Origin of the sequence: Pseudaquabacterium terrae, from assembly GCF_013266755.1 — a bacterium.
GTDB classification, from domain to species: Bacteria; Pseudomonadota; Gammaproteobacteria; order Burkholderiales; family Burkholderiaceae_C; genus Pseudaquabacterium; species Pseudaquabacterium terrae.
This window is the reverse complement of sequence record NZ_JABRWJ010000005.1, coordinates 182,507-204,303: the sequence shown is the minus strand read 5'-3', so window position 1 is coordinate 204,303 and position 21,797 is coordinate 182,507. Positions and strand designations below refer to the sequence as shown.

Genomic DNA, 21,797 nt, shown 5'->3' with positions numbered 1-21,797 from the left:
GAATCGCGCCTTCCACCAATCAACAAGGGCGAGAAAGGCATCATGGTTGTGACACCGCGGACTACGTTCGCCACTGCCGACTGATTCGGCCGCGCCGTCACGCCTGTTCGCACCTTTCCCCCGAACAACCTGAAAGCGCGGTCTCCACCGCGCTTTTTTGTTGCCCGTTCCGAGAGAGTCCCATGATCAAGATCACGTTGCCCGATGGATCCCAACGCGAGTACGACCAGGCCGTCACGGTCGCCGACGTCGCGGCATCGATCGGCGCCGGCCTCGCCAAGGCTGCGCTCGGCGGCCGCGTCGGCGAGGGCGCCGACGCGAAGCTGGTCGACACGAGCCACCGCATCGACGCCGACACGACGCTGGCGATCGTCACGGACAAGGACCCGGCCGGCCTCGAGCTGATCCGCCACTCGACGGCGCACCTGCTGGCCTATGCCGTCAAGGAGCTGTTCCCCGAAGCCCAGGTGACGATCGGCCCGGTCATCGAGAACGGCTTCTACTACGACTTCGCGTACAAGCGGCCCTTCACGCCCGAGGACCTGGCGGCGATCGAGGCCCGCATGCAGGAGCTGGCGAAGAAGGACGAGCCGGTGGCACGCCGCGTGCTGCCGCGCGACGAGGCGGTGGCCTACTTCAAGGGGCTCGGCGAGCACTACAAGGCCGAGATCATCGCCAGCATCCCGAGCAACGAGGATGTCTCGCTGTACCGCGAAGGCGCCTTCGAAGACCTCTGCCGTGGGCCGCACGTGCCGAGCACGGGCAAGCTGAAGCACTTCAAGCTGATGAAGGTCGCCGGCGCCTACTGGCGCGGTGACCACCGCAACGAGATGCTGCAACGCATCTACGGCACGGCCTGGGCCAGCAAGGAAGACCTGCAGAACCACCTGCGCATGCTCGAGGAGGCCGAGAAGCGCGACCACCGCAAGCTCGGCCGAGAGCTGGATCTCTTCCACCTCGACGAGCACTCGCCCGGCACGGTGTTCTGGCATCCGAAGGGCTGGACGCTGTGGCAGGAGGTCGAGCAGTACATGCGCCGCGTCTACCGCGACAACGGCTACCTCGAGGTCAAGGGCCCGCAGATCCTGGACCAGAGCCTGTGGGAGAAGACGGGCCACTGGGGCAAGTACCGCGAGAACATGTTCACGACGGAATCGGAGAAGCGCGAATACGCGCTGAAGCCGATGAACTGCCCCGGCCACCTGCTGATCTTCAAGCAGGGCATTAAGAGCTACCGCGACCTGCCCTTGCGCTTCGGCGAGTTCGGCCAGTGCCATCGCAACGAGCCGACGGGCGGCCTGCACGGGATCATGCGCGTGCGCGCCTTCACGCAGGACGATGGCCACGTCTTCTGCACGGAAGAGCAGGTGCTCGCCGAGTGCGCGGCCTTCACGACGCTGCTGCAGCAGGTCTACAAGGACTTCGGCTTCACGCAGATCATCTACAAGGTCGCCACGCGGCCCGATGCGCGCATCGGCAGCGACGAATCCTGGGAGCGCGCCGAGCAGGCCTTGATGGAGGGCCTGCGGCGCTCTGGCGTCGACTTCGAGATCGCGCCGGGCGAGGGCGCCTTCTACGGGCCGAAGGTCGAGTACACGCTAAAGGACGCCCTCGGCCGTCAGTGGCAGTGCGGCACGATGCAGATCGACCCGAACATGCCGGAGCGGCTCGATGCCGAGTACGTCGCCGAGGATGGCTCACGCAAGCGCCCGCTGATGTTGCACCGGGCGATCGTCGGCAGCCTCGAGCGTTTCATCGGCATCCTGATCGAGCAGCACGCCGGCGCGCTGCCCGCCTGGCTGGCGCCGACGCAGGTGGTCGTGGCCAACATCACGGAAGCCCATGCAAACTATGTTGCTGAAGTCGCGAAAACACTTCAAAAACAAGGAGTTAGAGTGGCGGCCGATTTGCGGAACGAAAAGATCACGTATAAAATCCGCGAGCATTCATTGCAAAAGGTCCCGTACATCCTCGTCGCTGGCGACAAGGAGAAGGCAAGCGGGGCCGTTGCCGTGCGCGCTCGGGGCAACCAGGACCTCGGTGTGATGGCTCTCGACGACTTCGCCCGCAAGCTCGCCGACGACATCGCCCACAAGGTCTGAAGCGGTCCTCCGGCGCGCGCATTTGCTTTTTCTGAGCCCGTTGCTTGCCTTGGGGCCGTGTAGGGGTTAGCACCATCGCTACTTTTCTCGATCGCCGGATGCCCAATGTCGAGCGCAAGCATCGACTCAACCGCGAAATCATGGCGCCCATGGTTCGCTTGAACGGGGTCAACAACGAGCCCTTGGGCATCGTGAGCATCCAGGAAGCGCTGCGACTGTCCGGCGAGTCGGACGTGGACCTGGTCGAAATCGCGGCCACGGCCGATCCGCCGGTCTGCCGGCTGATGGATTACGGCAAGTTCAAGTACCTGGAACAGAAGAAGGCCGCAGAAGCCAAGTCGAAGCAGAAGGTCATCGAGGTCAAGGAAGTCAAGTTCCGGCCCGGTACCGATGAAGGCGACTACAACATCAAGATGCGCAATCTGCGGCGATTCATCGCCGAGGACGGCGACAAGGGCAAGGTCACGTTGCGCTTCCGCGGCCGCGAGATCACGCACCAGGACATCGGCATGCGCCTGCTGGAGCGGATCCGCGACGAGCTGGCCGATGTGGCGGTGGTCGAGCACATGCCCAAGCTCGAGGGCCGGCAGATGATCATGGTGCTGGCGCCGAAGAAGAAGCAGTGAAAGTTTGAGTTTTGAAGGATCCGCGCCGCGGTCTGGTCACCGCGGCGATTGGAGAGAAGCCGCTGCAAGGCCGTACAAGTGCTTCGGGCATTGCCCCAAGCCGCCTGCAGGGGTCACATAGAAGGAGCAGTCATGCCCAAGATGAAGACCAAGAAGAGCGCGGCCAAGCGGTTCCGCGTCCGTCCGGGGGGTACCGTCAAGCGCGGTCAGGCGTTCAAGCGCCACATCCTCACCAAGAAGTCCACCACGCGAAAGCGCCACCTCCGCGGCGCCGCCAACGTGCACGAGACCAACATGGGCCACATGGCGCAGATGCTGCCGTTTGCCGGCCTGTGACCTGACGGACTGAAAGGAAACCAACATGCCTCGCGTCAAACGTGGTGTAACCGCTCGCGCCCGCCACAAGAAGATCCTGGCCCTGGCCAAGGGCTTCCGCGGCCGCCGCAAGAACGTCTTCCGCATCGCCAAGCAGGCGGTGATGAAGGCGGGCCAATACGCCTACCGTGACCGCCGCACCCGCAAGCGCGTCTTCCGTCAGCTGTGGATCGCCCGTATCAACGCCGCTTCGCGCGGCCTCGGCTTGTCGTACAGCAAGTTCATGGCCGGCCTGAAGAAGGCTTCGATCGACATCGACCGCAAGGTCCTTGCCGACCTGGCCGTCAACGACCCGGCTGCCTTTGGCAGCATCGTTGCGAAGGTGAAGGCCCAGCTCGCTTGATCCCCTGCCCGCGGGCTCGTCTGGCAACAGACACGAGCCCACGGGTATGCAAGCATTCAAGGCCGTCACCTCGGGGCGGCCTTTTTCATTTGTCCGATTGACGTCCGACCGACGATGAACGATCTCGATCAACTGGTGGCCGGTGCAAGCGCCGAGTTCGCGGCCGCGCCGACCCCGGCCGAACTCGAAAACGCGAAGGCGCGCTACCTCGGCAAGTCCGGCCGCGTGACGGAGCTGCTGAAGGGCCTTGCCGCGCTGACGCCCGAGGAGAAGAAGGCGCGCGGCGCGGACATCAACCTGGCCAAGCAGCGCATCGAAGCGGCGCTGCAATCGTGCCGCCAGGCGCTGGCCGAAGCCGAGCTCGCGGCCCAACTCCAGGCCGAAGCGCTCGACGTCACGATGCCCGGGCGCCGGCGCGGCAGCGGTGGCCTGCATCCGGTGTCGCGCACGATGGAGCGCATCGAGCTGATCTTCGGCTCGATGGGCTTCGACGTCGCCGACGGTCCCGAGATCGAGACCGACTGGATGAGTTTCACCGCGTTGAACAATCCGGAGAATCATCCGGCCCGGTCGATGCAGGACACCTTCTACGTCGACATGAAGGACGAGGAGGGTCGCTGGCTGAACCTGCGCCCGCACACCTCGCCGATGCAGGTGCGCTACGCGCGCGCTCATGCGGGGCGTTATGCCGACGTGATCGCGCAGGGCGGCACGATGCCCGAGATCCGCGTGATCGCGCCGGGCCGAACCTACCGCGTCGACAGCGACGCGACGCACTCGCCGATGTTCCACCAGTGCGAAGGCCTGTGGATCGGCGAGAACGTCAGCTTCAAGGACCTGAAGTCGGTGTTCACCGATTTCTGCCGCCGCTTCTTCGAGACCGACGACCTGCAACTGCGCTTCCGGCCCTCGTTCTTCCCGTTCACCGAACCGTCCGCCGAGATCGACATCGCCTTCTCCAGCGGCCCGCTGAAGGGCCGCTGGCTCGAGGTCGCCGGCTCCGGCCAGGTGCACCCGAACGTCGTGCGCAACTTCGGCCTCGATCCCGAGCGCCACATCGGCTTCGCGTTCGGCATGGGTCCGGATCGGCTGACGATGCTGCGTTACGGCATCAACGACCTGCGCCTGTATTTCGATGGCGACCTGCGCTTCCTGTCCCAGTTCCGCTGATTCCCGACCATGCAATTCCCCGAATCCTGGTTGCGCGAGTTCTGCAACCCCGCGCTGACCACCCAGGCCCTGGCCGACCTGCTGACGATGTCCGGCATGGAGGTCGAAGAGCTGCGGCCGGTCGCGCCGCCGTTCTCGGGCGTCGTCGTCGCCGAGATCGTCGAGGCCGAGCAGCATCCGAACGCCGATCGCCTGCGGGTCTGCCGCGTCGATGCCGGCGGATTCTCGAAGGACGGGCCGCTGCAGATCGTCTGCGGTGCACCGAATGCGCGCGTCGGCATCAAGGTGCCGCTGGCGGTGGTCGGTGCGCTGCTGCCGCCCGCGGAGGGCGAAAACTCGGGTGGCGAGCCGTTCGAGATCAAGACCGGCAAGCTGCGTGGTGTCGAGAGCTTCGGCATGTTGTGCTCGGCGCGTGAGCTGAAGCTCAGCGAGGATCACGGTGGCCTGCTCGAGCTGCCGGCGGATGCGCCGCTGGGGGCTGATCTCCGTCAGGTGCTGTCGCTCGACGACACGCTGTTCACGCTGAAGCTGACGCCGAACTTGGGCCATGCGTTGTCGGTCTACGGCATCGCGCGCGAGGTCTCGGCGCTGACCGGCGCGCCGCTGCAGACCCCGGCGATTCAGCCGGTCGCGCCGCGCGACGATGCGCGCCTGCCAGTGCGAATCGAGGCGCCCGACCTGTGCGGCCGCTTCTCCGGCCGCATCGTGCGCAACGTCAACACCAAGGCCAGGACACCGGCGTGGATGGTCGACCGCCTCGCGCGCTGCGGGCAGCGCTCGGTGACCGCACTCGTCGACATCTCGAACTACGTGATGTTCGAGTACGGCCGGCCGTCGCACATCTTCGATCTCGACAAGATCCACGGCGGACTGGTGGTCCGTTGGGGCAGGGCGGGCGAAACGCTGAAGCTGCTGAACGGCAACTCCATCGAGGTCGACGCGGCCGTCGGCGTGATCGCCGACGACCAGGCCGTCGAATCGCTCGCCGGCATCATGGGCGGCGACAAGACGGCGGTCTCGGACGACACGCGCCACGTCTACGTCGAAGCGGCTTTCTGGTGGCCGGAAGCGGTTGCCGGGCGTTCGCGGCGCTTCAACTTTGCCACCGATGCCGGCCACCGCTTCGAGCGCGGTGTCGACCCGGCGCGCACCGTCGAGCACATCGAGCGCATCACGCAGCTGATCATCGACATCTGCGGCACGCCGGAGACGGTGTGCGGTCCGATGGACGACCAGCAGGTCAACCTGCCGCAGCCGCGGCCGGTCACGCTGCGTGTGGATCGCGCGGCCAAGGTCATCGGGATGCCCGTCACGCAGGCCGATTGCGAGGCGGTGTTCACGCGGCTGGGGATGCCGTTCAGCGAATCGGCAGCGGGCACACTGAGTGTCACGCCGCCGAGCTGGCGCTTCGACCTGACGATCGAGGAAGACCTGATCGAGGAGGTGATCCGCGTCATCGGCTACGACAAGCTGCCGGCGACGCCGCCGCTGGCTCCGATTGCCGCGCGCCCGCTCGACGAAGAGCGACGCAGCGGTCACGCGGTGCGGCGGCTGCTGGCAGCGCTCGATTACCAGGAGACGATCAACTTCAGCTTCGTCGAGCAGCGCTGGGAAAGCGAGCTGGCCGGCAACCCCGATCCGATCCGCGTGCTGAATCCGATCGCCGCTCCGCTGGCGGTGATGCGTTCGAGCCTCGTCGGCAGCCTGGTCAACGTGCTGCGCCACAACCTCGCGCGCAAGACGAACCGCGTGCGGGTGTTCGAGCTGGGGCGCGTGTCGCGCCGCGATGCGTCGGTGATGGCGGGTGATCTGACAGTCGCTGGCATCGCGCAACCGCAACGCGTGGGCGGACTGGCTTATGGGGCGGCCGACGAGCTGCAGTGGGGCGAGAAAGAGCGGCTGGTCGACTTCTTCGACGTCAAAGGTGATGTCGAAGCGCTGCTGGCGCCGCGCGCCGTGCGCTTCGAGCCGGCCAGCCACCCGGCGTTGCATCCGGGCCGCAGCGCCCGTGTGCTGCTCGATGACGATGGGCGTGAGATCGGGATCGTCGGCGAGCTGCATCCCCGCTGGCGCCAGGGCTACGAGCTGCCGCAGGCGCCCGTGCTGTTCGAGCTCGATCTCGCCGCCGTGCTGGAACGGCCGCTGCCGCGCTTCGAGCCGATCTCGCGCCATCAGCCTGCCTGGCGCGACCTGGCGCTGGTGGTGCCCGACGGTGCGGGTCACGACGCGCTGGTCGGCGCGTTGCGCGCCGACCCGGCAGGCCATGTGCGCGACGTGACGCTCTTCGATGTCTACAAGCCCGCTGGGCCGAGCACCGACATCGGCGCCGGCGAGCGCAGCATGGCGGTCCGGCTGGAACTGCTGGACGCCGACGCCACCTGGACCGACGAGCGCATCGATGCGACGGTGGCAGCGGCGGTCGCCCGCGCGGCCGAGGCCGTCGGCGCCCGCTTGCGAACCTGACCCGATCGACGAACAACGACCGAAAACACAAGCGCATGAGCAACGAGGAGCCGACCCCCGATCGCGTGATCCTGCCGTCACTGGAGACACCGACGCTGACCAAGGCCGAGCTGGCCGAGCTGCTGTTCGAGCGGCTGGGGTTGAACAAGCGCGAATCCAAGGACATGGTCGAAGCCTTCTTCGAGCTGGTGCACCAGACGCTGGTCAACGGTGACGACGTCAAGCTGTCGGGCTTCGGCAACTTCAACATCCGGCGCAAGGCGCCGCGCCCGGGGCGCAACCCGCGCACCGGCGAGGCGATACCGATCAAGGCCCGCAACGTCGTGACCTTCCATGCCAGTCACAAGCTGAAGGCGATCGTGCAAGGTGACGCCCCGGTCGGGGAGGAGTTCGAGTAAAGTCTAGGTTTGCTCGCGCACCCCGTTGATTTCAATGGAGAAACCGCTTCCCGCCATCCCGGCCAAGCGCTACTTCACGATTGGTGAGGTCAGCGACTTGTGCGGTGTGAAGCCGTATGTTCTGCGCTATTGGGAACAGGAGTTCACGCAGCTCAAGCCGATGAAGCGGCGCGGCAACCGGCGCTACTACCAGCACCACGAGGTGCTGCTGATCCGCCGCATTCGCGAGTTGCTCTATGACCAGGGCTTCACGATCAGCGGTGCGCGCAACCAGTTGACCGATGCCGTGGCGCCGCGCATCGCGGATGGGGCCGGCACGCTCGACGGCATCGGGTCGATGGCCGCCGAGATCGAAGCGGTGGTAGCCGCCGAAGCGGTCGAGGCCGTCATCGTGCTGCCGTTGCCCGAGGTGCATGAGCTCGCGCCGTCGCAACTGCGTGCAGAGCTGCTGTCGATCCGCGAGCTGCTGTTGGTCTGAAGCGGGGAATTGGCTGGCATAATGCGCAGCTTCGTCGGGGTGTAGCGCAGCCTGGTAGCGCACTTGCATGGGGTGCAAGGGGTCGCGAGTTCGAATCCCGCCACCCCGACCATTGAACTTGTAGGAAAATCAACGGGTTAGCTCTCACAAGGAGCTGGCCCGTTGTGCTTTCTGGTCTCGTGAGCCGTCTTCGGATACCAATCTGGATACCCGGCAAAGTGGGGCCCCGGTCATCTTGGCGGGGGGCCGGTCGGCGCGATCACCACTCATGGGCTGCCCGCCGATACGAGGCAAGGGAAAAATCCGGGAAAACGCTCCCCCAAATCGAAGGGGGACGCACTGACCCCGGTACACCCCTGGCGAAGTCGCCGGCGCAGGTTCCCCCTTGTTCAGCACCATTTCGCGCGGTCGTGGACCAGTTTTCCAAGATTTTGCCCTCGGAACGGTCCTCAGAGATCGACCCCCTCAACCCCTGTATTTTGTGCGTTAGCAACGGGTCCCAAGCTGCACCCGGGGCGTGGGCTAGAATCCGGGGTAGGGCCCTTACGCCCTCCATCATCCACAGCGCCCGAGAGGCGCTTTTTTCATGGCCGCGCCGATCCAGCGCTCAGCCACAGAAGCCGGCGCCGTCCTCGCGCCGAAAGGAACCAGCATGAATATCGGAATCATCGCCGGCGCGATGGGCGGCGCCGCGGGCGCGCTCGGCGAAGTCGCGCAGCGGCACATCGAGGACCAGCGCCGGGGGACGCTCGCCAAGCAGATGGCCGACATCGACGAGCAGAAGGCGCTGCGCATCGACGCGTACCGGCGCAAGGCTGAGCGAGAGGACGCACTCGATCGGTTGACCGGGCAGCAAGCAGCGGCACAGCTGGAGTTCACGGCGCGTAGCGCCAGGGCGGCCGCGGCCCGCGCGCTCGACCAGAAAAGGGCCGAGATCCCCGTGGATGTCGAACGCGGCTTGGCGCTGACGCCGATCGAGGTGGAGCGGCAGCGGCTGGTCGACCAAGCGCGGCACGACGCCGAGACGGCGGCGCTCAACGACCCGCGCCACCTGCAGGGCCTGCGCAACAAGACGGCGGCGACCGAGACGGCGGCCTCCCGCGCCGCCACGGCTGAGTCCGCGGCGCGCACCCGCATCCTGGGCGTCGAGCTCGACGCGAAGCGGCTGACGCTCGAGGACCAGCAGAAGCTCGGCGCACTCTACGAGCAGGCCGCCTCGCTGAACGCGAACCCGGCCATCGGCGACGCCGAGAAGGTCAAGCGCCTGTCTGAACTGCAGCAGCAGGTGGCCCTGATCAAGGCGAAGAACGGGCAGGGCGCCACCGGGCCGCGCGAGCAGGACATGACCACGATCGAGCGCAACGAGATCGATCCGAAGACCGGTGCCGAGACGAAGACGACGACGCGAGAGGTTCGCCGCCCGGGTGGGGGCGTTCAGGTGCAGCCGGGCGCTGCGCGTGGTCCATGGGGTTCGTTCGCCGGGCAGTCGACGGCCGGTGTCGACGATCGCAAGCCCAGCCAGGTCCCGGGGCGAAAGTTCGCCGCGTACTCGACCGCCGAGCTGGCGGCGATGCTCAAGCGGCGGGATGTCCCGTGGCTCGACAAGGCCGACATCGAGATCGAGCTGGATGTCCGGAAACGAGGGGACATCGCGCCGCTTTGACCTTGCGTTAGTCGATGGATATGAACCCTGCGCAGCGCACGGCCGAGAAGTACTGGCGCAACTCTGAATCCCCTCGTGGGCCCGCCTTCTTCAGGTGCTGAAGCCAGCGCTTGGGGTAGTCAAAATCCGTCGTTGGCGCTCTCGCGGCAGCCTTGGAGAGTTTGAACGCATTCGCGTAGAACTGCGCGGCAACCTCGCGAAGGGTCACACCTGCCTCGGCCCCTTGGGGGCTGCTCGCGTCGTATGCGGTACGCCTGTATGGTCTCGTCACAATTAGCAGATCGGACCAGGCCGCCTCGATATCCATTTCACGGCGCGCGAGTCTTTCGAAGAACGGCGGATTGGCGTGCCGAATCGCGCAGAGGATGACTAGCCAAAGGAGGTGGATGTCTTGCGTGCCTAGGGCGCTGACGCTGGCTTCTGCCACCGCGAACATTTGCTGCTGAGAGCGGAAGTCGAGGCCGAACTCTTCCGCTACCCAGCAAAAGGCTGCGGGTGCAGTCTCGCCCCAGTCGGTGTCCTTTAGGCCACCGTCGGGCATTCCGTGAGCGAGCCGGCCTTGAGCTGCTGCCATCACAGAGCTCGCCGCAAACAACGACTCGGCGAACTTCAGCGGTGAGGGCGCGGGTAGCTCGCACTGAACGTCGAAGAACCGCTTGAGGTATCCCGCACCATTGAAGCCAGGCCCATAGACAGCGCGCGTCGCCTCTGCCAACTGAGCCAAGTTCGTCGAGACGACGTAGCAGACGCCCTTTACCCCAAACAGGTGCTTAATGCCCTCGAGCATCGCAATCGCGAACGGCGGCCGGCAGCGATCCAGCTCGTCGACGAACACAAACATCGGAAGGGCGACTCCTCCCTGTTGGGCAAGAGTTGACAACGTCATTTCGATCGACGAACGAAGCTCAGCGACGACCTTGGCAAGGTCGGTTTGCTCTGCAAGCGCCTTTTGAAAGAACTCATCCAACCCTTTGCCGACTGTCTTGAAGCTCTCTTCGCCCAGTTCTTCGAGTCTCGCTTGATCGATGTCCGTGTCTCCGGTCTTGAGCGCCTCGAAGAATTCGTCAGCACCCGCGCCGCTCCACTTCTCGAAGAGCCCCCTCAACAGCACTTTGCCGGCTGGGAGGTAAGCGCGTCGCATGCCTTTCACCATCTTCTTAACGCTCTCCCCGGTGGCAGCTACCAAGTCGAGAGCCTGAACTTCCTCGTCGAGTTTTGCCTTGAACGCCGCCATGAATGCGACGAGCGGGTCCGCAGCGATGTCGGCTGCCCAAGCGTTGAACAGCAGCACCGGGTGTCTCGGTGCTCTCGTCGACAAGTCCTTTGCCCACCGCTCGACGAAGAACGTTTTGCCTCGGCCCCAGCCAGCATCAAGCGCAAGCGAGAAGGGACGCAGTTCGGACTTCCCAGGCGCGTGCGACTGGGTCCTGAGGTACTCCGTCAAGAAGTCGGCGAAGCGATGACGCTGAAAGAAGTCGCCTTCCCAGACCACCGGCTGCGCTGTTGTCGTCTGCTGCATATTTCTCCCAACGAAATTCAAGTTCGGCGGATCTGGGCGATCACGCCGGGAGTCGGCGCGCGCCGCTCCGTGGTGTCCAGCCTGCGAATATGGCAATGTTCGCTGCCCTTGGCCCAGATCCGGCTCGCACTGTGCGTCGCTCGAGACCTACTGTCCATCACTCTCGGAGGGCGCACAGAAGTTCAGTCGTCGTCGACCAGCACTCCGGTGCCGATGCCAAGCTTGGCGAGCAGCAGGCGCTGCGCGGCGGCTAAGTCGTCCTTTGGCAACCGACACCACCAGGCCTGTCGCTGAAGTAGCCGTGAAGCCCCGGGAGGTTGCGTCTCCTGTACGCCGGCGACGACAAAGCTGTCGCCTCGCATCGGTACGATGCGGACGTTCAGCAACGGCCTGAACAGCTCATGCCGCGCGGTCGACGACCGAAGTCGCGCGACCGGGCCGCTCTGGCCTTCGTGCTCGACACCAAGATCGCCACGCAGGACAGGTTGCAGCCGCAACTCAAGTTCAGGAAGCTTCCGGCCGTCTCGGCGGAGCACAGTCACGTCCACGATCACTGTACAAATATACAGTCTTAGAGGGGGCATGCCCTACCACGGCGCCGAACGGGTGACATACTCGATCACATGACCCGCCGCGCCGACTGGGACTTCGCACTCCGCATTCGCGGCGTGAGCCTGTCGACGCTTCAACTTGGGCGCCTGGCCGAGTATCTAGGTCGATTCGCCGACCTGCTCGGCGACGATGGCCGGCCCGTCTTCGCCGGGGTGGTGAAGGGCAGTGTCGTCCTTCGTGTGAAGGAACGGAACACGCGTCTCGTGTCGACCACGCGGCAGCGGCTTCGCAAAGCGGCGAACGACGACGAGGCTCCAGGTCGGTCTGCCTATGAGAGGCTCACAAGCCTGTTGCGGTCCGACGGGGCGCGAGGTGCAGTCGTCGATGAGAAGAATGACGAAGTCATCGTTTTTCCATCGCTGCCCCAGCCGAGCATTTCGGCTGAGGTCGTAGTCGCTGATGTCGCCGACATCGATGGCGTCGTGGTCGCCGTAGAAGGCGTGGACGACACGGCTCACATTCGCCTGCTGGACCCGAGCACCAAGGCGATCACGAGCGTGCAAGTGCGGGACATGGCGCTTGCCCGACAGGCTGCAGCATGCTTTCGAGGTGCTGCCCTTCGCATCCGCGTGCACGGCACGTGGAAGCGCACACCAGAAGGGAACTGGGTGCCGAACTCGCTCTATGCCGACGCGATCGAGCAGCTCGATCAGCGAAGTGCTGTGGAGGTGTTCGGGGACCTGGGCGCGATCCGCCATACCGGCTGGGCAAACATGTCCAAGGAGGATGCCTCGAAGCTCCTCGATGACATCAGGGGCCGCGAGTGATCGTCGCGCTCGACACCAAGTGTCTTGTGTGCTGGTCACGTCTTGACCCAGACGATCCGGATCGCCAGCGCTTCGAGTTTCTCCTCACGCGCGTTGCGGCAGTGAAGGGCCGAGTTGTCATTCCCACGCCGGTCGTCGCCGAATTTCTCGTCGGGGCCGATGCAGGTTCCGCGGACTGGCTGACCACACTCGATCGCAAGGCGGCGGTGCAGGTCGCGCCGTTCGATAGGCGCGCTGCGATGGAGTGCGCCCAGATCGATCGAGAACTCATCAGGAAGGGTGACAAGCGCGGAGGGCGGAAGGACGCGTGGCAGCGGATCAAGATCGACCGGCAGGTGGTGGCAATCGCCAAGGTCGCCGGAGCAACGATGATCATCAGTGATGACGCCGGGCTCTGTCAGACGGCCAAGTCCCTCGGCATGCAGGCCACCTCAGTGTCGGACCTTCCGCTCCCCGACTCGGCTCGCCAGTGGAAGCTCGATCTGCAGGAGGGCGCGACGAATGCCGCCGCGCAAGCCGCGGCAGGGGCCGAGGGCGGTGAACCTTTGGCGGCGTCGCCCGCTGCCGCTTCCCTGCCCCCTTCGACGCTGGGCGGTGTCGAGTAGCGCTTGGCCGCGGGCCAATGGGCTCCGACTGGCCTGCCACGTCTGCGGTCGCCGGGACGAACCTAGCAACTGCGGTAGTTGCCGGTCGCCGAGCACAGCGAGACGGCAGTCGGCACTGCCTGCGGAGGCAGCGCTCTACGCTTTGGTTTGGACGCTCTCGCCGAGCGCGGCCTGCTTCAACATGGAAGTTGCCTCGCCGTCGAGTGGGTACAGCGGCCCGTTGATCGCACCAGCCAGCGGAAGGTCGACGTCTGCCCAGAACAGCGCCGGCGCATGCGCACCAGCGGCACCGGCGAGCACCTGCAACAGCACCGGCGTGGACGCACCCGACTTCCCGGTCACGTCATCGCCGTTGACCCACACGTGCACCTCACGCGTTGAGCCGGTCGTGCAGTAGACGGCTGCGCGGGCGTCGAAGAGGCTGATCGGCACCAGATCCCCAACATGCGCGATGCGCACGCGCACAGCGATCCCGTCATCGGCCAAGCGTTCGAGCTGGTCGGCGGCGAGGTGAAGTGCGTCGCGATCACCCGGCCGTAGGCCCGAGAGGGCGGGGTGATGGAGCAATTCGCCCAGTGGAATCTCACGGGCGGCTCTGTCCGGCTGGCCACGTGTCTGTGTCACCAACATGGCGGGCAGCATATCGGCGATCGTGCGCGGCCAGCACTCATGTAAACGCGATGGGCGTCGTGTCGCTGGGATGCTGTGTTGTGCAGCGCCTTGTGCCTCAGGGGGCCCGAGCGCCGGGTCGCGCGGTCGCTTCGCAAAGCTGGCAGTCCCGCTGACAATGGCGGCGGAGGTAAGGGGACAGCGGCCCAGCGTGCGGCCGCGCGCGGCTGATCTCGGGGCAAGGCGCCGCGGGCAGTGTCCGCCTGTTCAGCGACGCTCAGCAGCCGTCGCCTTGGCCCAGCTGCTTCGGTCGGCCGGGTCGCCACCGAGGAAGCGATAGCCCTCCCGGATCTCGCCCACGACGGGAGCACCGGACGAGCTCTTGCCGTCCATTTGGTCGAAGAAGTTGGGGCCGCGGATCAGGTGCCGCTGATCGCCTATCACCAGGTCGACGCGCCCGGTCCATCGGTCTTGCAGATAGGCAATCGCGCCTCCGTCGCGCGGGACGACGACTACCGTGTGCCGCAGCATCCAGGCAGCGCCGAGCATCGCGGCAAGCGTCAAACTGAGCGCCGCCCTCTGAAAGGTCGTCATGCGTCGCGCCTCCTCGCGATCGAGTATCACTCGTCGTCCGGCTCGCTGGGCCACGCGGTTGGGGGAGGTAGCTTCACCGACTTGACGCGCAGGCTCGCTGTCCTCGCCGCCTGCTGTTCGCGCTCGTACAGCGCCTTCGCAGCCGCAGCCTTCACGCGCGCCTCTGCTGCGGTTGACTCGGACCAGCGCCGCACATCGACGACGCGCCACGCGAGCTTGCGGGTGCCGGGCACGTGGAAACGAGGGGGCAGGTTCCCAGGGTTGCGGGACGCGTCGACCCTCACGGTTCGGGGCGACCGGCCGAGCAGGGCGGCGAGGTCGTCAGCGCCGATCAGCTGCAGGCCTTCAAGCCCGGCGGCGGCTGCGGCCTCCTGCGGTGTCTTCGTCCTGCGCGTCTTCTTCGGCACGTCCGTCATGAGTGGTTGCTCGGTGAAGTGGAGAAGCTGCGCAGCCTAGGTCCAGTGCCGGCGCCGACCAAGGCAGCGCAGGATTCCCTCGACGACACTGCGGTTAGCGCTGCTCACACGAGAGCGTTCGCGACCGACTGCGCAGGGTGTGGATCGAGCAGGAGCACGCGCCCCTGCCGCGGAACGGGTAGGCACGCGCCGCGCCTCGTGAGTCATGGTCAGCTGAACTTGCACGCCGGCTTCACACGCGCGTCAGCGGAGTGTTAGCGGTGCCGCATGTGCGTCGCGTCGAAACCACGCTTCCGCACCAGCAGGGCCAGGGCGCGCGCCCGTGGGGCTGCCGTCCATCCGTCCACCCCCGTCCACCCGGACGGGCCATTGCGGCTCACACACCTATGCCTCGCGCCTTGTGTTGCGCTCCCTGGCCCAAGACTCCCCTTAGGAAAATTGAACCTCAAAATAGGGTGGACGGGGGTGGACGGGTGGACGGGTCGTTTACCGACGACAACTCCTGACCCCACCCGGCAACGTAAGCAACTTCGCGGCGCCTGCGCGCCCCGGACGGGATGGTGGACGGTGGTTGGACGGCCCCCCGGAGTGGACCGCACCCGGGGGACTGCCGCGGTAGCTCTTGGCCTACAGCTCTGCAGTGTCCACGCGGTCGGCCCACTCGTCTGTCAACCGCATGCCGGCGAACGCCCGCGCCCGTTGAGCTCCGTTCGGGCGAACCTCGCGGATGCCGACCCCCGCCGCGTACAGGTTGCGAGCGAACGTGCCCAACGGGTCGGGGTGGCTGATGCCCTGATCGCGGGCCCACAGCCGATAGGCGTTGTAGGACGGTTGTTTCGGCATGCGCTCGCCGGCGCCGAGGATGCAGCAGTCCTTCAGGAACTCGCCGACCTGCGACCCGAGCGCCTCCATCTGCTCGATCACTTGCGCGCTCGCGTCAGGTTGCTGGAACCGGCCGCGCTGCTCCACGCGCTGCAGGCCTTCGAGGGCCCAGTTCAGGATGCCCGGCAGTTCCTGCACCAGCCGGTCAGCCAAGGCGGGGTCCTCCTTGCCGAAGAACGAGTGCTCCATTCGCAGCACCAGCATCCGGCCGACGAGCGCGCCGCTGGCGTCGGGCAGCTTCGGCACCTCGTTGGAGCAGATGACGAAGCGCACGCCAAGCCGGCCGATCCAGTCGGTGCGGTTCTTCCTCTCGACTGTCTGGACATCGCCGCCGCTGATGCCGAGCAGGCGCTCGACGGTGGTCTGCACGTTGGCGCCGCCACTGCGCGCGTCGCCGATGATCGCAGCCGTGCGGCCGATCAGGGATGCCATGCCGAACTGACTCGCCAGTGTCTGAAGCGTCGGCCCGGCCACGTTGTCGCTACCCAGCAGGCCGTTGATTACGCGGCAGATCGTCCCCTTGCCGCTGCGGCGAGGGCCCACCAGGAAGAACACCTTCTGCTGTCGCGTGTCGCCGGAGACGAGGTAGCCGAGCGTCTCTTGCAGAGCTCCGATGGTCTGATCGTCATTCGGCCACACGGACCGCACGAACTTAAGCCATTCCGGGCACTGTGCGGTCGGGTCGAACTCGTACGGCAGGGCCGCGAGGCCGAAGCGGTGCGGCGTGTGCGGAAACAGGCGACGCGTCGGGAGGTGGAACAGGCCGTTGCGCAGCGCCACCAGGTCCGCTGCCCGGAGGCCTTCATAGCCCGTCGGGGCCTTGCCGCCGATCCAGACGGGCGCCGCCTGCTCGTCGAGATGGCACAGCGTCCGCAGCGCGTAGATCACCTCATCCGTCGCCTGCTTGTTGGGGTTGAAGGGCACCAGCCTCGCCGGCTCGCCGGCAGGCCCTGGCTGGGTCATCTTCCGGGCGCTCACGAGGTACCTGTGGCACGCGGCGGCCAGGGCCTCCCCCGGCATCTCGCCGAAGTGCGAGCCGTCACCGGATCGCCGGTACCAGTCACAGTTCCAGCGAATCAGGCCGGGCGCGGTGGGGCCGCCGAACTTGCGCCGCCACAACTTGCTGGCGATCACGGAGTGCTCACCCGGCACCAGCACCCGGCGCTCGTCCTCGTCCTCTTGTCCATCGTCGGCGTCGGCCTCGGCCTCGGCCGCGACGGCCGGCCCGACGACGCCGCTGGAATCCGCTGGGGTGGCTACTGTGCTTTCGGCCGGGCAACGCGCAGCCGACTCCGCGCCCGGGTCCGCAGCTGGCAGGTTGCTCGCGAAGTAGACAGCCGCTCCCGCGGCATTCGGTGCGTCCTCATAGTCCCTGGTGGCGGCGTCGGCCCCGGCGGCCAGCGTCTCCCGCATCTCAGCCATGGCCGCTTGCTCGGCCTGCACTTCGGCTTGCACGGTCGGCAGGGACAGCGCCCATTCGACGGTGGCGAGGTAGCTCGGCGCCGCGGTGACGTCCAGGTCAAGCACGTCCTGGTCGATGCCCTCGTCGAGGTGGCCGAAGACGTGCGCGCGCACGAAGTCAAAGAGGTTGGCCGCGCGGTCGGCGATGGGGCTCGTGCTGTGCGTGTTGAACAGGTGCGTGCCGTTGTCGGCGACGCCCACGCCCTCCTTCGCGCCGCCACCGGCGAGCCACGTGATCCGATGCTCTTTGCTGCCGGCCTCGAAGTGGTCGGGCCACAGCGTGACGATCTCGGCGGCGGGGTGCGCCCTGGCGAGCGCGCCGATGATGCCGGGCTTGTCGCGCGGATCCACCATCCCGCTCGCGCGCTCCGCGCGGCGCGTGCGCCGGGTCTGCCCTTCGGGCACGGGCATGTCCGCGGGGATGATGACGTTGTGGCCGAGCATGCCCTCGACGAAGCCCAGGCGCTGCGCGATCGGATCGCTGACGCCGTCATCCATCACGGGCGCCGCGGTGTAGTTGACCTGCACGGTGCGGTGGACGGTGCAGTCGGCCTGCGGGATCCACTGTTTCGCCCAGGCCTCGGCCTGCTCGGACGTGAGTGGTGTCTCGAGCCAGAACCACAGGTGAGCCCGCAGCCCGCCGCCCTTCGACGGGTGGCCGTGCGAGCCGGACAGCTGCCACACGAAAGACGCGTCCTGCAGCGGCGCGGGCAGCGTGGCGACGAACTCCTCGACCGTGCCTTCGAACCGGTCGACGTCGACCATGAACAGGTGGCTGGGCTCGTCCTCGAAGGTGTCGAGGTTGCGCAGCACCACCGCCTTCGGGTCGGTGCCGGCCTTCGGCTGGCCGCGGATGATGCAGCTGCGCGGGTCGCGCTGCAGTTCCTGCAGCAACAGGTACAGGTGGTCGATGCCGCCGACGACCTGGCGCTTGAACGTGTACTGCCGCGGCGAATCGTAGTTGGCGATCGTGCCGTCAGCTCGCCACTGTTTTGCGAGCAGGGGGCCGCGCGTGCGGAGGGTGGTGATGTGCTGGTTCAGCATCCGTCGCCCTCCTGCAGCTCGGCTTCGAGGCGGCGCAGATCGGCGAACAGGTCGCCCAGGCGCTCCTCGGCGACGTGCTCCGCTGCCAGCGTCTGCAGCGTGCAGCCGTACTTGCGCGCGACGGCGTCGAACGCGCGGCGCCTGTCTGCGATCAAGTCGTTGGCGACGTTCGTCATGCCCAGGCACCCGGCAACGTTGCGCACCTGCACGATCGCAGCGTCGGCGCCGCGGCGGGTCATCTCGATCCTGCCCGCCGCGACCATGTCACGCGCGAGCCGGAGCGCGTCGACCTGAACTTGCATCTTGATCCGCCGGCAGTCTCTGAACTGCTCGGCCAGCAGCGCAGCCCGGGGGTGGTACTCGCGCCACGCGACGGCCATCGAGAGATCGCCCAGCATGCGCACCAGGTGGTGCAGGTCAGCGTCGGACTCAGGCATGCGTCCGGTCGCGGCGAACATCAGCACTGCGGGTTCGGCGCGGCGGTTGGCCGGGCCGCCCGCGCCGGCCAGCGCCCCCGCGGCGCGAGCCACGCCGCAGTCCTGCTGTGGCAGGTCGGTGGTGTCCATCAGTGCACCCCCTCAACCGCGAACGGAATCGGCAGGCCCATCGCGCGCCGCTCGCGCACGAGTACGGACCCCGCCTCATCGTGGCTCTCAGTTTCGAACGCTCTCGCCGCGAGCTCCCATCGCTGGGCAGGCGTCAGGTCGTCGATCCGATGCGCACCGACTTCAGCCAGGTAGCACTCCTGCAGCTCTTTGCCGCCGCCGTTCTCGAAGTCTGACGATCGGAGGAACGCGACCAGGTCTGAGAGGGACGGGGCTCCGTGCAAGAGCCACAGTGACGCCGCAGTGCGCGCGCGGTCATAGATCAGCACTTGCTCGGCATCGGCCGGCGCGCGCTCGCGCTCGATCTGCTCGTGCAGCAGCCTCTCAGCGAGTCGGCGCCGGGGGTTCGAAGCGGGCAACGCGGCGAGGCACAGGGGCAGGTTCTCCATCAGGAAGCCCGACCAGAGGCCGAACGCAGCGTTTCGCGTGTTCGTCAGGCGTCGGGTGTCGTTGTTGGTGGGTGCCAGCGGCATGTGCACCCCGGCAATGTCCGCGGTGCACAGATCGTCGCCCGCTCGCGCTGGAGCGCAGGTATCATCACGCGTCAATTTTTCGTCCTTGTGTTCGGTCATGGGGATGCCAGAGGCCCGGGGCGTTCCACCGCCGCCGGGCTTCGTTTTTTCTGGCCGCGCCATCACGCAGCACTCACGCCACGTGCGGCGATCAATTCGCGGGTTAGGGCGCGCAGCCGGTCCACCGCCCCGGCGCCGGCCTTGGCGGCGTCGACCACCGCGCGCACCTCAGTCGCGAGCCACCTGGGCGCGCCGCACATCTGCACTGCCGGCGGCAGCGTGCCGTCGGCGACGAGTTCGCGCAGCCGCGTCTCGCCGATGCCGAGCACCTGCAGCACGACGGCTCGTGTCAGCAGGGCGTCTGCCGCGGTCAGCGCGGCCGGGGTCTGAAAACAGGCCTTATGGGCCATAGGGTTCTCCTCGTTGGCGGGCTGCTGACCGCTCTTGGAATCAGCAGGCCCAATGAAAAAGGCCACCCCGGTGGGTGGCCCTTGCGTGGTGGGCAGTACGTCGGGACGTACTGCCTCGCCGATCAATGTAGCAGCCGAAGAGGGAACGTCCTAACGTGCGGGTGGCGCGTCAGGTCGCGTCCGGCCGCGTTGTTGGGTTGTGTTGTCGTCCGTGCAAGTCTGGTGCCGGAGGCTCATCGAAAGACCTTGCGCACCCGAAGGATATAGCTGGTGGTCGGCTCGGCGGTCGGGTCCGGGTAGGTCCCGCCCGCCGACACTTGCTGCGCCATCCCTTACCGGTCCACCCGGGCCAGCGCAGCACTCACTTGAGCCTGCAGCCGCAGCAGGTCGCCCCGGCCCAGGACGAGCACGTCGTGCTGCTCGCCGATGTCCAGGAACGCCAAGCGCCCTGCGGTGGTGTCTTCCACGAAGACCGCCAGTTCATTCGTTTCCACGACGTCCATGATTCTTCTCTCTGTGTGCTTGCCGCCGATTCGAGGGCCGCGGCGGCGCCGGCCGTGATTTCGATCAGGCGACGCGGCGCAGCGTGGGTGCTCCGGGCGCGGGCCGGGAGGCTGCGCCGTCGGTCAGCTGCTGCAGCTGACCGCCGAGCGCGTCGAACGCACGGGCCTGCTCGGGGAGGCGCCGATTGCGGATGTAGGTGCGGCGCACGCGGCTTTCGATCACGTGGTTCAGGCACTCATCGATCACGTCGCCGCTGATCCCCAGCTCGGCCATAACGGTGGCCGCCGTGCGCCGCAGGTCATGCGCCGTCCACCGGCCGCCGGGCAGCGCGAGGCTGTCGGTCGCTTTCGCGCGCCCCTGCAGACGGCGATCCGCCGCCCGCTGCCGGTCGGCCAGCTGCTTGCCGAAGGACTTCACGTCCACCGGGCCGGTGTTTCGTGCGTTCGGGAAGACCCACTCCGATGGCTGCAACTCGGGTATGCCGGTGGTGTCGACAGCGATGGTGGCCGCGTTGGCTTCGGCCAGCGTCATGCCTCGCGCGCGGGCAGCCTTCCGGCGCTCGATCCGCTCGTTCTCGATCGCGTCGTGCACCCGCTGATCTTCCAGGCGACGCAGTTCGGCGAACTGGCGAAGCGCGAACTCCGACAGATGAATGGTGTGATCTCGCTGATTCTTTGAGTCCGGCAGGTACCACGTGCGCGTCGTGAAGTCGACGTTCTCCCACCGCGCGCCCATCGCTTCGCTGATCCTGCAGCCAGTGCTCAAGATCAGCCAGACGGCCGAGGTGCTGCGAGGCGACATGCCGGAGCCCTGCAAGGCCTGGGCGAGCGCCTTGATCTCATCCGCGCCCAGGATGCGCTCGCGGCCACCTTCTTCGCCGCCGACCTCGCGCCGGGTGACCGTCGCCAGCGGGTTCCTCTCGATCAACTCGCGGTTCAACGCCCAGTTCAGCATCTGCTTCAGGTCGGCCAGCAGCACGTTTGCTGTCCGCCGTCTGCCCGTCGACTTCACCCTGTCCAGGATGTCCATCAGGTCGGCCTTGCGCACGTCGACCACGGCGCGCGCGCCGATCGCAGGGAAGACGTGACGGTCGAACTGCTCGGCCGTGTATTGGCCCCCGTCCTTCCGTCCCAGGCGCTTGCCGTTCGCGCCGACGTGTGGCTGGAGGTCGACCTCGCGCCACCGGCTGAACAGCGCCTGGACCGTGATGCGGCGCTCGCGTTCGAGGCGCTCGGCCTCACCAGCAGCTGCACGGCGCGCGCGCTCGGCAAGTGCTTCGCGTTCGGTCTCGGCGCGCTGCCGGATGAGGTCCAGGCCGCCGGGCTGGTCTGCCTGCACTTCGGCATCGCGAGCGGCCTTGCGCGCATCATCAAGGTTGCGACCGGGGTACGCAGCAGACGGCCCAGGCGGAAACACAGGCGCCCAGGTACGCGCACCGGTGGCTGCGTTGCGTTGGCGCAGGTACCAGTAGGCATTCGCTCCGCGCTTGCGCAGGTACAGGCCACCACCATCATGCAGCGGCGACTCATTCGGACCGGCCAGGTACGCCTCGATGTCTACCTTCTTCAGCTTGTGCTTCGCTGCCATGGCAGTCCTGATTTGGTATCCGGGGAGTCCCGTCGGGGCGCAGGATACCGCG

Annotated in this window: 22 protein-coding genes and 1 tRNA gene; 12 read left to right on the top strand and 11 right to left on the bottom strand. The window is 66.8% G+C overall.

Annotation, left to right across the window (positions count from 1 at the left end):
• The first annotated feature begins 182 nt into the window (after positions 1–182).
• The 10 genes from thrS to HLB44_RS16890 all read left to right on the top strand — a co-directional run bounded on the left by thrS (position 183) and on the right by HLB44_RS16890 (position 9,618).
• On the top strand, positions 183–2,102 hold the full coding sequence (thrS, locus tag HLB44_RS16935) for a threonine--tRNA ligase (protein ID WP_173124622.1): 1,920 nt from the start codon (positions 183–185) through the stop codon (positions 2,100–2,102).
• Between the two features lie 98 nt (positions 2,103–2,200).
• Complete coding sequence (gene infC, locus HLB44_RS16930) at positions 2,201–2,728, top strand: translation initiation factor IF-3 (RefSeq protein WP_173124620.1); 528 nt, start codon at positions 2,201–2,203, stop codon at positions 2,726–2,728.
• Between the two features lie 132 nt (positions 2,729–2,860).
• A complete protein-coding gene (gene rpmI / locus HLB44_RS16925; protein ID WP_173124618.1) occupies positions 2,861–3,064 on the top strand; it encodes a 50S ribosomal protein L35 in 204 nt (67 codons plus the stop codon).
• A 25-nt stretch (positions 3,065–3,089) separates the two neighbouring features.
• Positions 3,090–3,446 (top strand): 50S ribosomal protein L20, encoded by a 357-nt coding sequence (gene rplT / locus HLB44_RS16920; RefSeq protein ID WP_173124616.1) that lies wholly within the window; start codon positions 3,090–3,092, stop codon positions 3,444–3,446.
• Between the two features lie 114 nt (positions 3,447–3,560).
• The gene (gene pheS, locus HLB44_RS16915) at positions 3,561–4,616 is read left to right on the top strand and encodes a phenylalanine--tRNA ligase subunit alpha (protein ID WP_173124614.1); all 1,056 of its coding nucleotides are present in this window, start codon (positions 3,561–3,563) and stop codon (positions 4,614–4,616) included.
• Between the two features lie 9 nt (positions 4,617–4,625).
• Positions 4,626–7,079 (top strand): phenylalanine--tRNA ligase subunit beta, encoded by a 2,454-nt coding sequence (gene pheT / locus HLB44_RS16910; RefSeq protein ID WP_173124612.1) that lies wholly within the window; start codon positions 4,626–4,628, stop codon positions 7,077–7,079.
• Positions 7,080–7,114: 35 nt separating this feature from the next.
• Complete coding sequence (locus HLB44_RS16905; protein ID WP_173124610.1) at positions 7,115–7,477, top strand: integration host factor subunit alpha; 363 nt, start codon at positions 7,115–7,117, stop codon at positions 7,475–7,477.
• Between the two features lie 34 nt (positions 7,478–7,511).
• Entirely contained in the window at positions 7,512–7,955 is a 444-nt protein-coding gene (locus tag HLB44_RS16900) for a MerR family transcriptional regulator (protein WP_173124609.1), read from the top strand.
• A 35-nt stretch (positions 7,956–7,990) separates the two neighbouring features.
• Positions 7,991–8,067, top strand: a tRNA-Pro gene (locus tag HLB44_RS16895).
• 474 nt (positions 8,068–8,541) lie between these two features.
• Positions 8,542–9,618 carry a hypothetical protein gene (locus HLB44_RS16890; RefSeq protein ID WP_173124607.1) on the top strand — a complete coding sequence of 359 codons (1,077 nt, stop codon included), beginning with the start codon at positions 8,542–8,544 and terminating at the stop codon, positions 9,616–9,618.
• Between the two features lie 7 nt (positions 9,619–9,625).
• Here HLB44_RS16890 and HLB44_RS16885 read toward each other — a convergent pair whose 3' ends face one another.
• On the bottom strand, positions 9,626–11,158 hold the full coding sequence (locus HLB44_RS16885; RefSeq protein ID WP_173124605.1) for a KAP family P-loop NTPase fold protein: 1,533 nt from the start codon (positions 11,156–11,158) through the stop codon (positions 9,626–9,628).
• A gap of 161 nt (positions 11,159–11,319) precedes the next feature.
• The gene (locus HLB44_RS16880) at positions 11,320–11,679 is read right to left on the bottom strand and encodes a hypothetical protein (protein ID WP_173124603.1); all 360 of its coding nucleotides are present in this window, start codon (positions 11,677–11,679) and stop codon (positions 11,320–11,322) included.
• An 81-nt stretch (positions 11,680–11,760) separates the two neighbouring features.
• On the opposite strand from HLB44_RS16880, the gene HLB44_RS16875 reads away from it, so the two are divergent.
• Both HLB44_RS16875 and HLB44_RS16870 read left to right on the top strand, forming a co-directional pair.
• On the top strand, positions 11,761–12,516 hold the full coding sequence (locus HLB44_RS16875; RefSeq protein ID WP_173124601.1) for a hypothetical protein: 756 nt from the start codon (positions 11,761–11,763) through the stop codon (positions 12,514–12,516).
• The gene (locus HLB44_RS16870; RefSeq protein WP_173124599.1) at positions 12,513–13,121 is read left to right on the top strand and encodes a PIN domain-containing protein; all 609 of its coding nucleotides are present in this window, start codon (positions 12,513–12,515) and stop codon (positions 13,119–13,121) included. Before HLB44_RS16875 ends, HLB44_RS16870 begins: the two co-directional genes overlap by 4 nt.
• A 135-nt stretch (positions 13,122–13,256) precedes the next feature.
• Here HLB44_RS16870 and HLB44_RS16865 read toward each other — a convergent pair whose 3' ends face one another.
• The 9 genes from HLB44_RS16865 to HLB44_RS16825 all read right to left on the bottom strand — a co-directional run bounded on the left by HLB44_RS16865 (position 13,257) and on the right by HLB44_RS16825 (position 21,745).
• Positions 13,257–13,763 carry a hypothetical protein gene (locus HLB44_RS16865; RefSeq protein WP_173124597.1) on the bottom strand — a complete coding sequence of 169 codons (507 nt, stop codon included), beginning with the start codon at positions 13,761–13,763 and terminating at the stop codon, positions 13,257–13,259.
• 234 nt (positions 13,764–13,997) lie between these two features.
• On the bottom strand, positions 13,998–14,324 hold the full coding sequence (locus tag HLB44_RS16860; protein ID WP_173124595.1) for a hypothetical protein: 327 nt from the start codon (positions 14,322–14,324) through the stop codon (positions 13,998–14,000).
• Between the two features lie 26 nt (positions 14,325–14,350).
• Entirely contained in the window at positions 14,351–14,740 is a 390-nt protein-coding gene (locus HLB44_RS16855) for a helix-turn-helix transcriptional regulator (RefSeq protein WP_173124593.1), read from the bottom strand.
• 627 nt (positions 14,741–15,367) lie between these two features.
• Entirely contained in the window at positions 15,368–18,127 is a 2,760-nt protein-coding gene (locus tag HLB44_RS16850) for a DNA primase family protein (protein ID WP_173124591.1), read from the bottom strand.
• Positions 18,121–18,693: a hypothetical protein gene (locus HLB44_RS16845; protein ID WP_173124589.1), complete on the bottom strand. Its 573-nt coding sequence runs from the start codon at positions 18,691–18,693 to the stop codon at positions 18,121–18,123. Before HLB44_RS16845 ends, HLB44_RS16850 begins: the two co-directional genes overlap by 7 nt.
• On the bottom strand, positions 18,693–19,304 hold the full coding sequence (locus HLB44_RS16840; RefSeq protein ID WP_173124587.1) for a hypothetical protein: 612 nt from the start codon (positions 19,302–19,304) through the stop codon (positions 18,693–18,695). The genes HLB44_RS16845 and HLB44_RS16840 overlap by 1 nt, the downstream gene beginning before the upstream one ends.
• 62 nt (positions 19,305–19,366) lie before the next feature.
• Positions 19,367–19,654 carry a helix-turn-helix transcriptional regulator gene (locus HLB44_RS16835; protein ID WP_173124585.1) on the bottom strand — a complete coding sequence of 96 codons (288 nt, stop codon included), beginning with the start codon at positions 19,652–19,654 and terminating at the stop codon, positions 19,367–19,369.
• 332 nt (positions 19,655–19,986) lie between these two features.
• Positions 19,987–20,157 (bottom strand): hypothetical protein, encoded by a 171-nt coding sequence (locus HLB44_RS16830; RefSeq protein WP_173124583.1) that lies wholly within the window; start codon positions 20,155–20,157, stop codon positions 19,987–19,989.
• A 64-nt stretch (positions 20,158–20,221) separates the two neighbouring features.
• Positions 20,222–21,745, bottom strand: coding sequence for a tyrosine-type recombinase/integrase (locus tag HLB44_RS16825; protein ID WP_173124581.1), 1,524 nt, complete (start codon positions 21,743–21,745; stop codon positions 20,222–20,224).
• Positions 21,746–21,797 lie beyond the last annotated feature (52 nt).

What these genes read in the sequence shown, in the direction of transcription:
- thrS (WP_173124622.1), top strand. Translation starts at nt 183, where the DNA reads ATGATCAAGATCACGTTGCCCGATGGATCCCAACGCGAGTACGACCAG.
- HLB44_RS16830 (WP_173124583.1), bottom strand. Translation starts at nt 20,157, where the DNA reads ATGGACGTCGTGGAAACGAATGAACTGGCGGTCTTCGTGGAAGACACC.
- HLB44_RS16825 (WP_173124581.1), bottom strand. Translation starts at nt 21,745, where the DNA reads ATGGCAGCGAAGCACAAGCTGAAGAAGGTAGACATCGAGGCGTACCTG.
- HLB44_RS16835 (WP_173124585.1), bottom strand. Translation starts at nt 19,654, where the DNA reads ATGGCCCATAAGGCCTGTTTTCAGACCCCGGCCGCGCTGACCGCGGCA.
- HLB44_RS16840 (WP_173124587.1), bottom strand. Translation starts at nt 19,304, where the DNA reads ATGACCGAACACAAGGACGAAAAATTGACGCGTGATGATACCTGCGCT.
- HLB44_RS16855 (WP_173124593.1), bottom strand. Translation starts at nt 14,740, where the DNA reads ATGACGGACGTGCCGAAGAAGACGCGCAGGACGAAGACACCGCAGGAG.
- HLB44_RS16905 (WP_173124610.1), top strand. Translation starts at nt 7,115, where the DNA reads ATGAGCAACGAGGAGCCGACCCCCGATCGCGTGATCCTGCCGTCACTG.
- pheT (WP_173124612.1), top strand. Translation starts at nt 4,626, where the DNA reads ATGCAATTCCCCGAATCCTGGTTGCGCGAGTTCTGCAACCCCGCGCTG.
- HLB44_RS16865 (WP_173124597.1), bottom strand. Translation starts at nt 13,763, where the DNA reads ATGCTGCCCGCCATGTTGGTGACACAGACACGTGGCCAGCCGGACAGA.
- HLB44_RS16845 (WP_173124589.1), bottom strand. Translation starts at nt 18,693, where the DNA reads ATGGACACCACCGACCTGCCACAGCAGGACTGCGGCGTGGCTCGCGCC.
- HLB44_RS16890 (WP_173124607.1), top strand. Translation starts at nt 8,542, where the DNA reads ATGGCCGCGCCGATCCAGCGCTCAGCCACAGAAGCCGGCGCCGTCCTC.
- HLB44_RS16900 (WP_173124609.1), top strand. Translation starts at nt 7,512, where the DNA reads ATGGAGAAACCGCTTCCCGCCATCCCGGCCAAGCGCTACTTCACGATT.
- rplT (WP_173124616.1), top strand. Translation starts at nt 3,090, where the DNA reads ATGCCTCGCGTCAAACGTGGTGTAACCGCTCGCGCCCGCCACAAGAAG.
- infC (WP_173124620.1), top strand. Translation starts at nt 2,201, where the DNA reads ATGCCCAATGTCGAGCGCAAGCATCGACTCAACCGCGAAATCATGGCG.
- HLB44_RS16850 (WP_173124591.1), bottom strand. Translation starts at nt 18,127, where the DNA reads ATGCTGAACCAGCACATCACCACCCTCCGCACGCGCGGCCCCCTGCTC.
- pheS (WP_173124614.1), top strand. Translation starts at nt 3,561, where the DNA reads ATGAACGATCTCGATCAACTGGTGGCCGGTGCAAGCGCCGAGTTCGCG.
- rpmI (WP_173124618.1), top strand. Translation starts at nt 2,861, where the DNA reads ATGCCCAAGATGAAGACCAAGAAGAGCGCGGCCAAGCGGTTCCGCGTC.
- HLB44_RS16875 (WP_173124601.1), top strand. Translation starts at nt 11,761, where the DNA reads ATGACCCGCCGCGCCGACTGGGACTTCGCACTCCGCATTCGCGGCGTG.
- HLB44_RS16860 (WP_173124595.1), bottom strand. Translation starts at nt 14,324, where the DNA reads ATGACGACCTTTCAGAGGGCGGCGCTCAGTTTGACGCTTGCCGCGATG.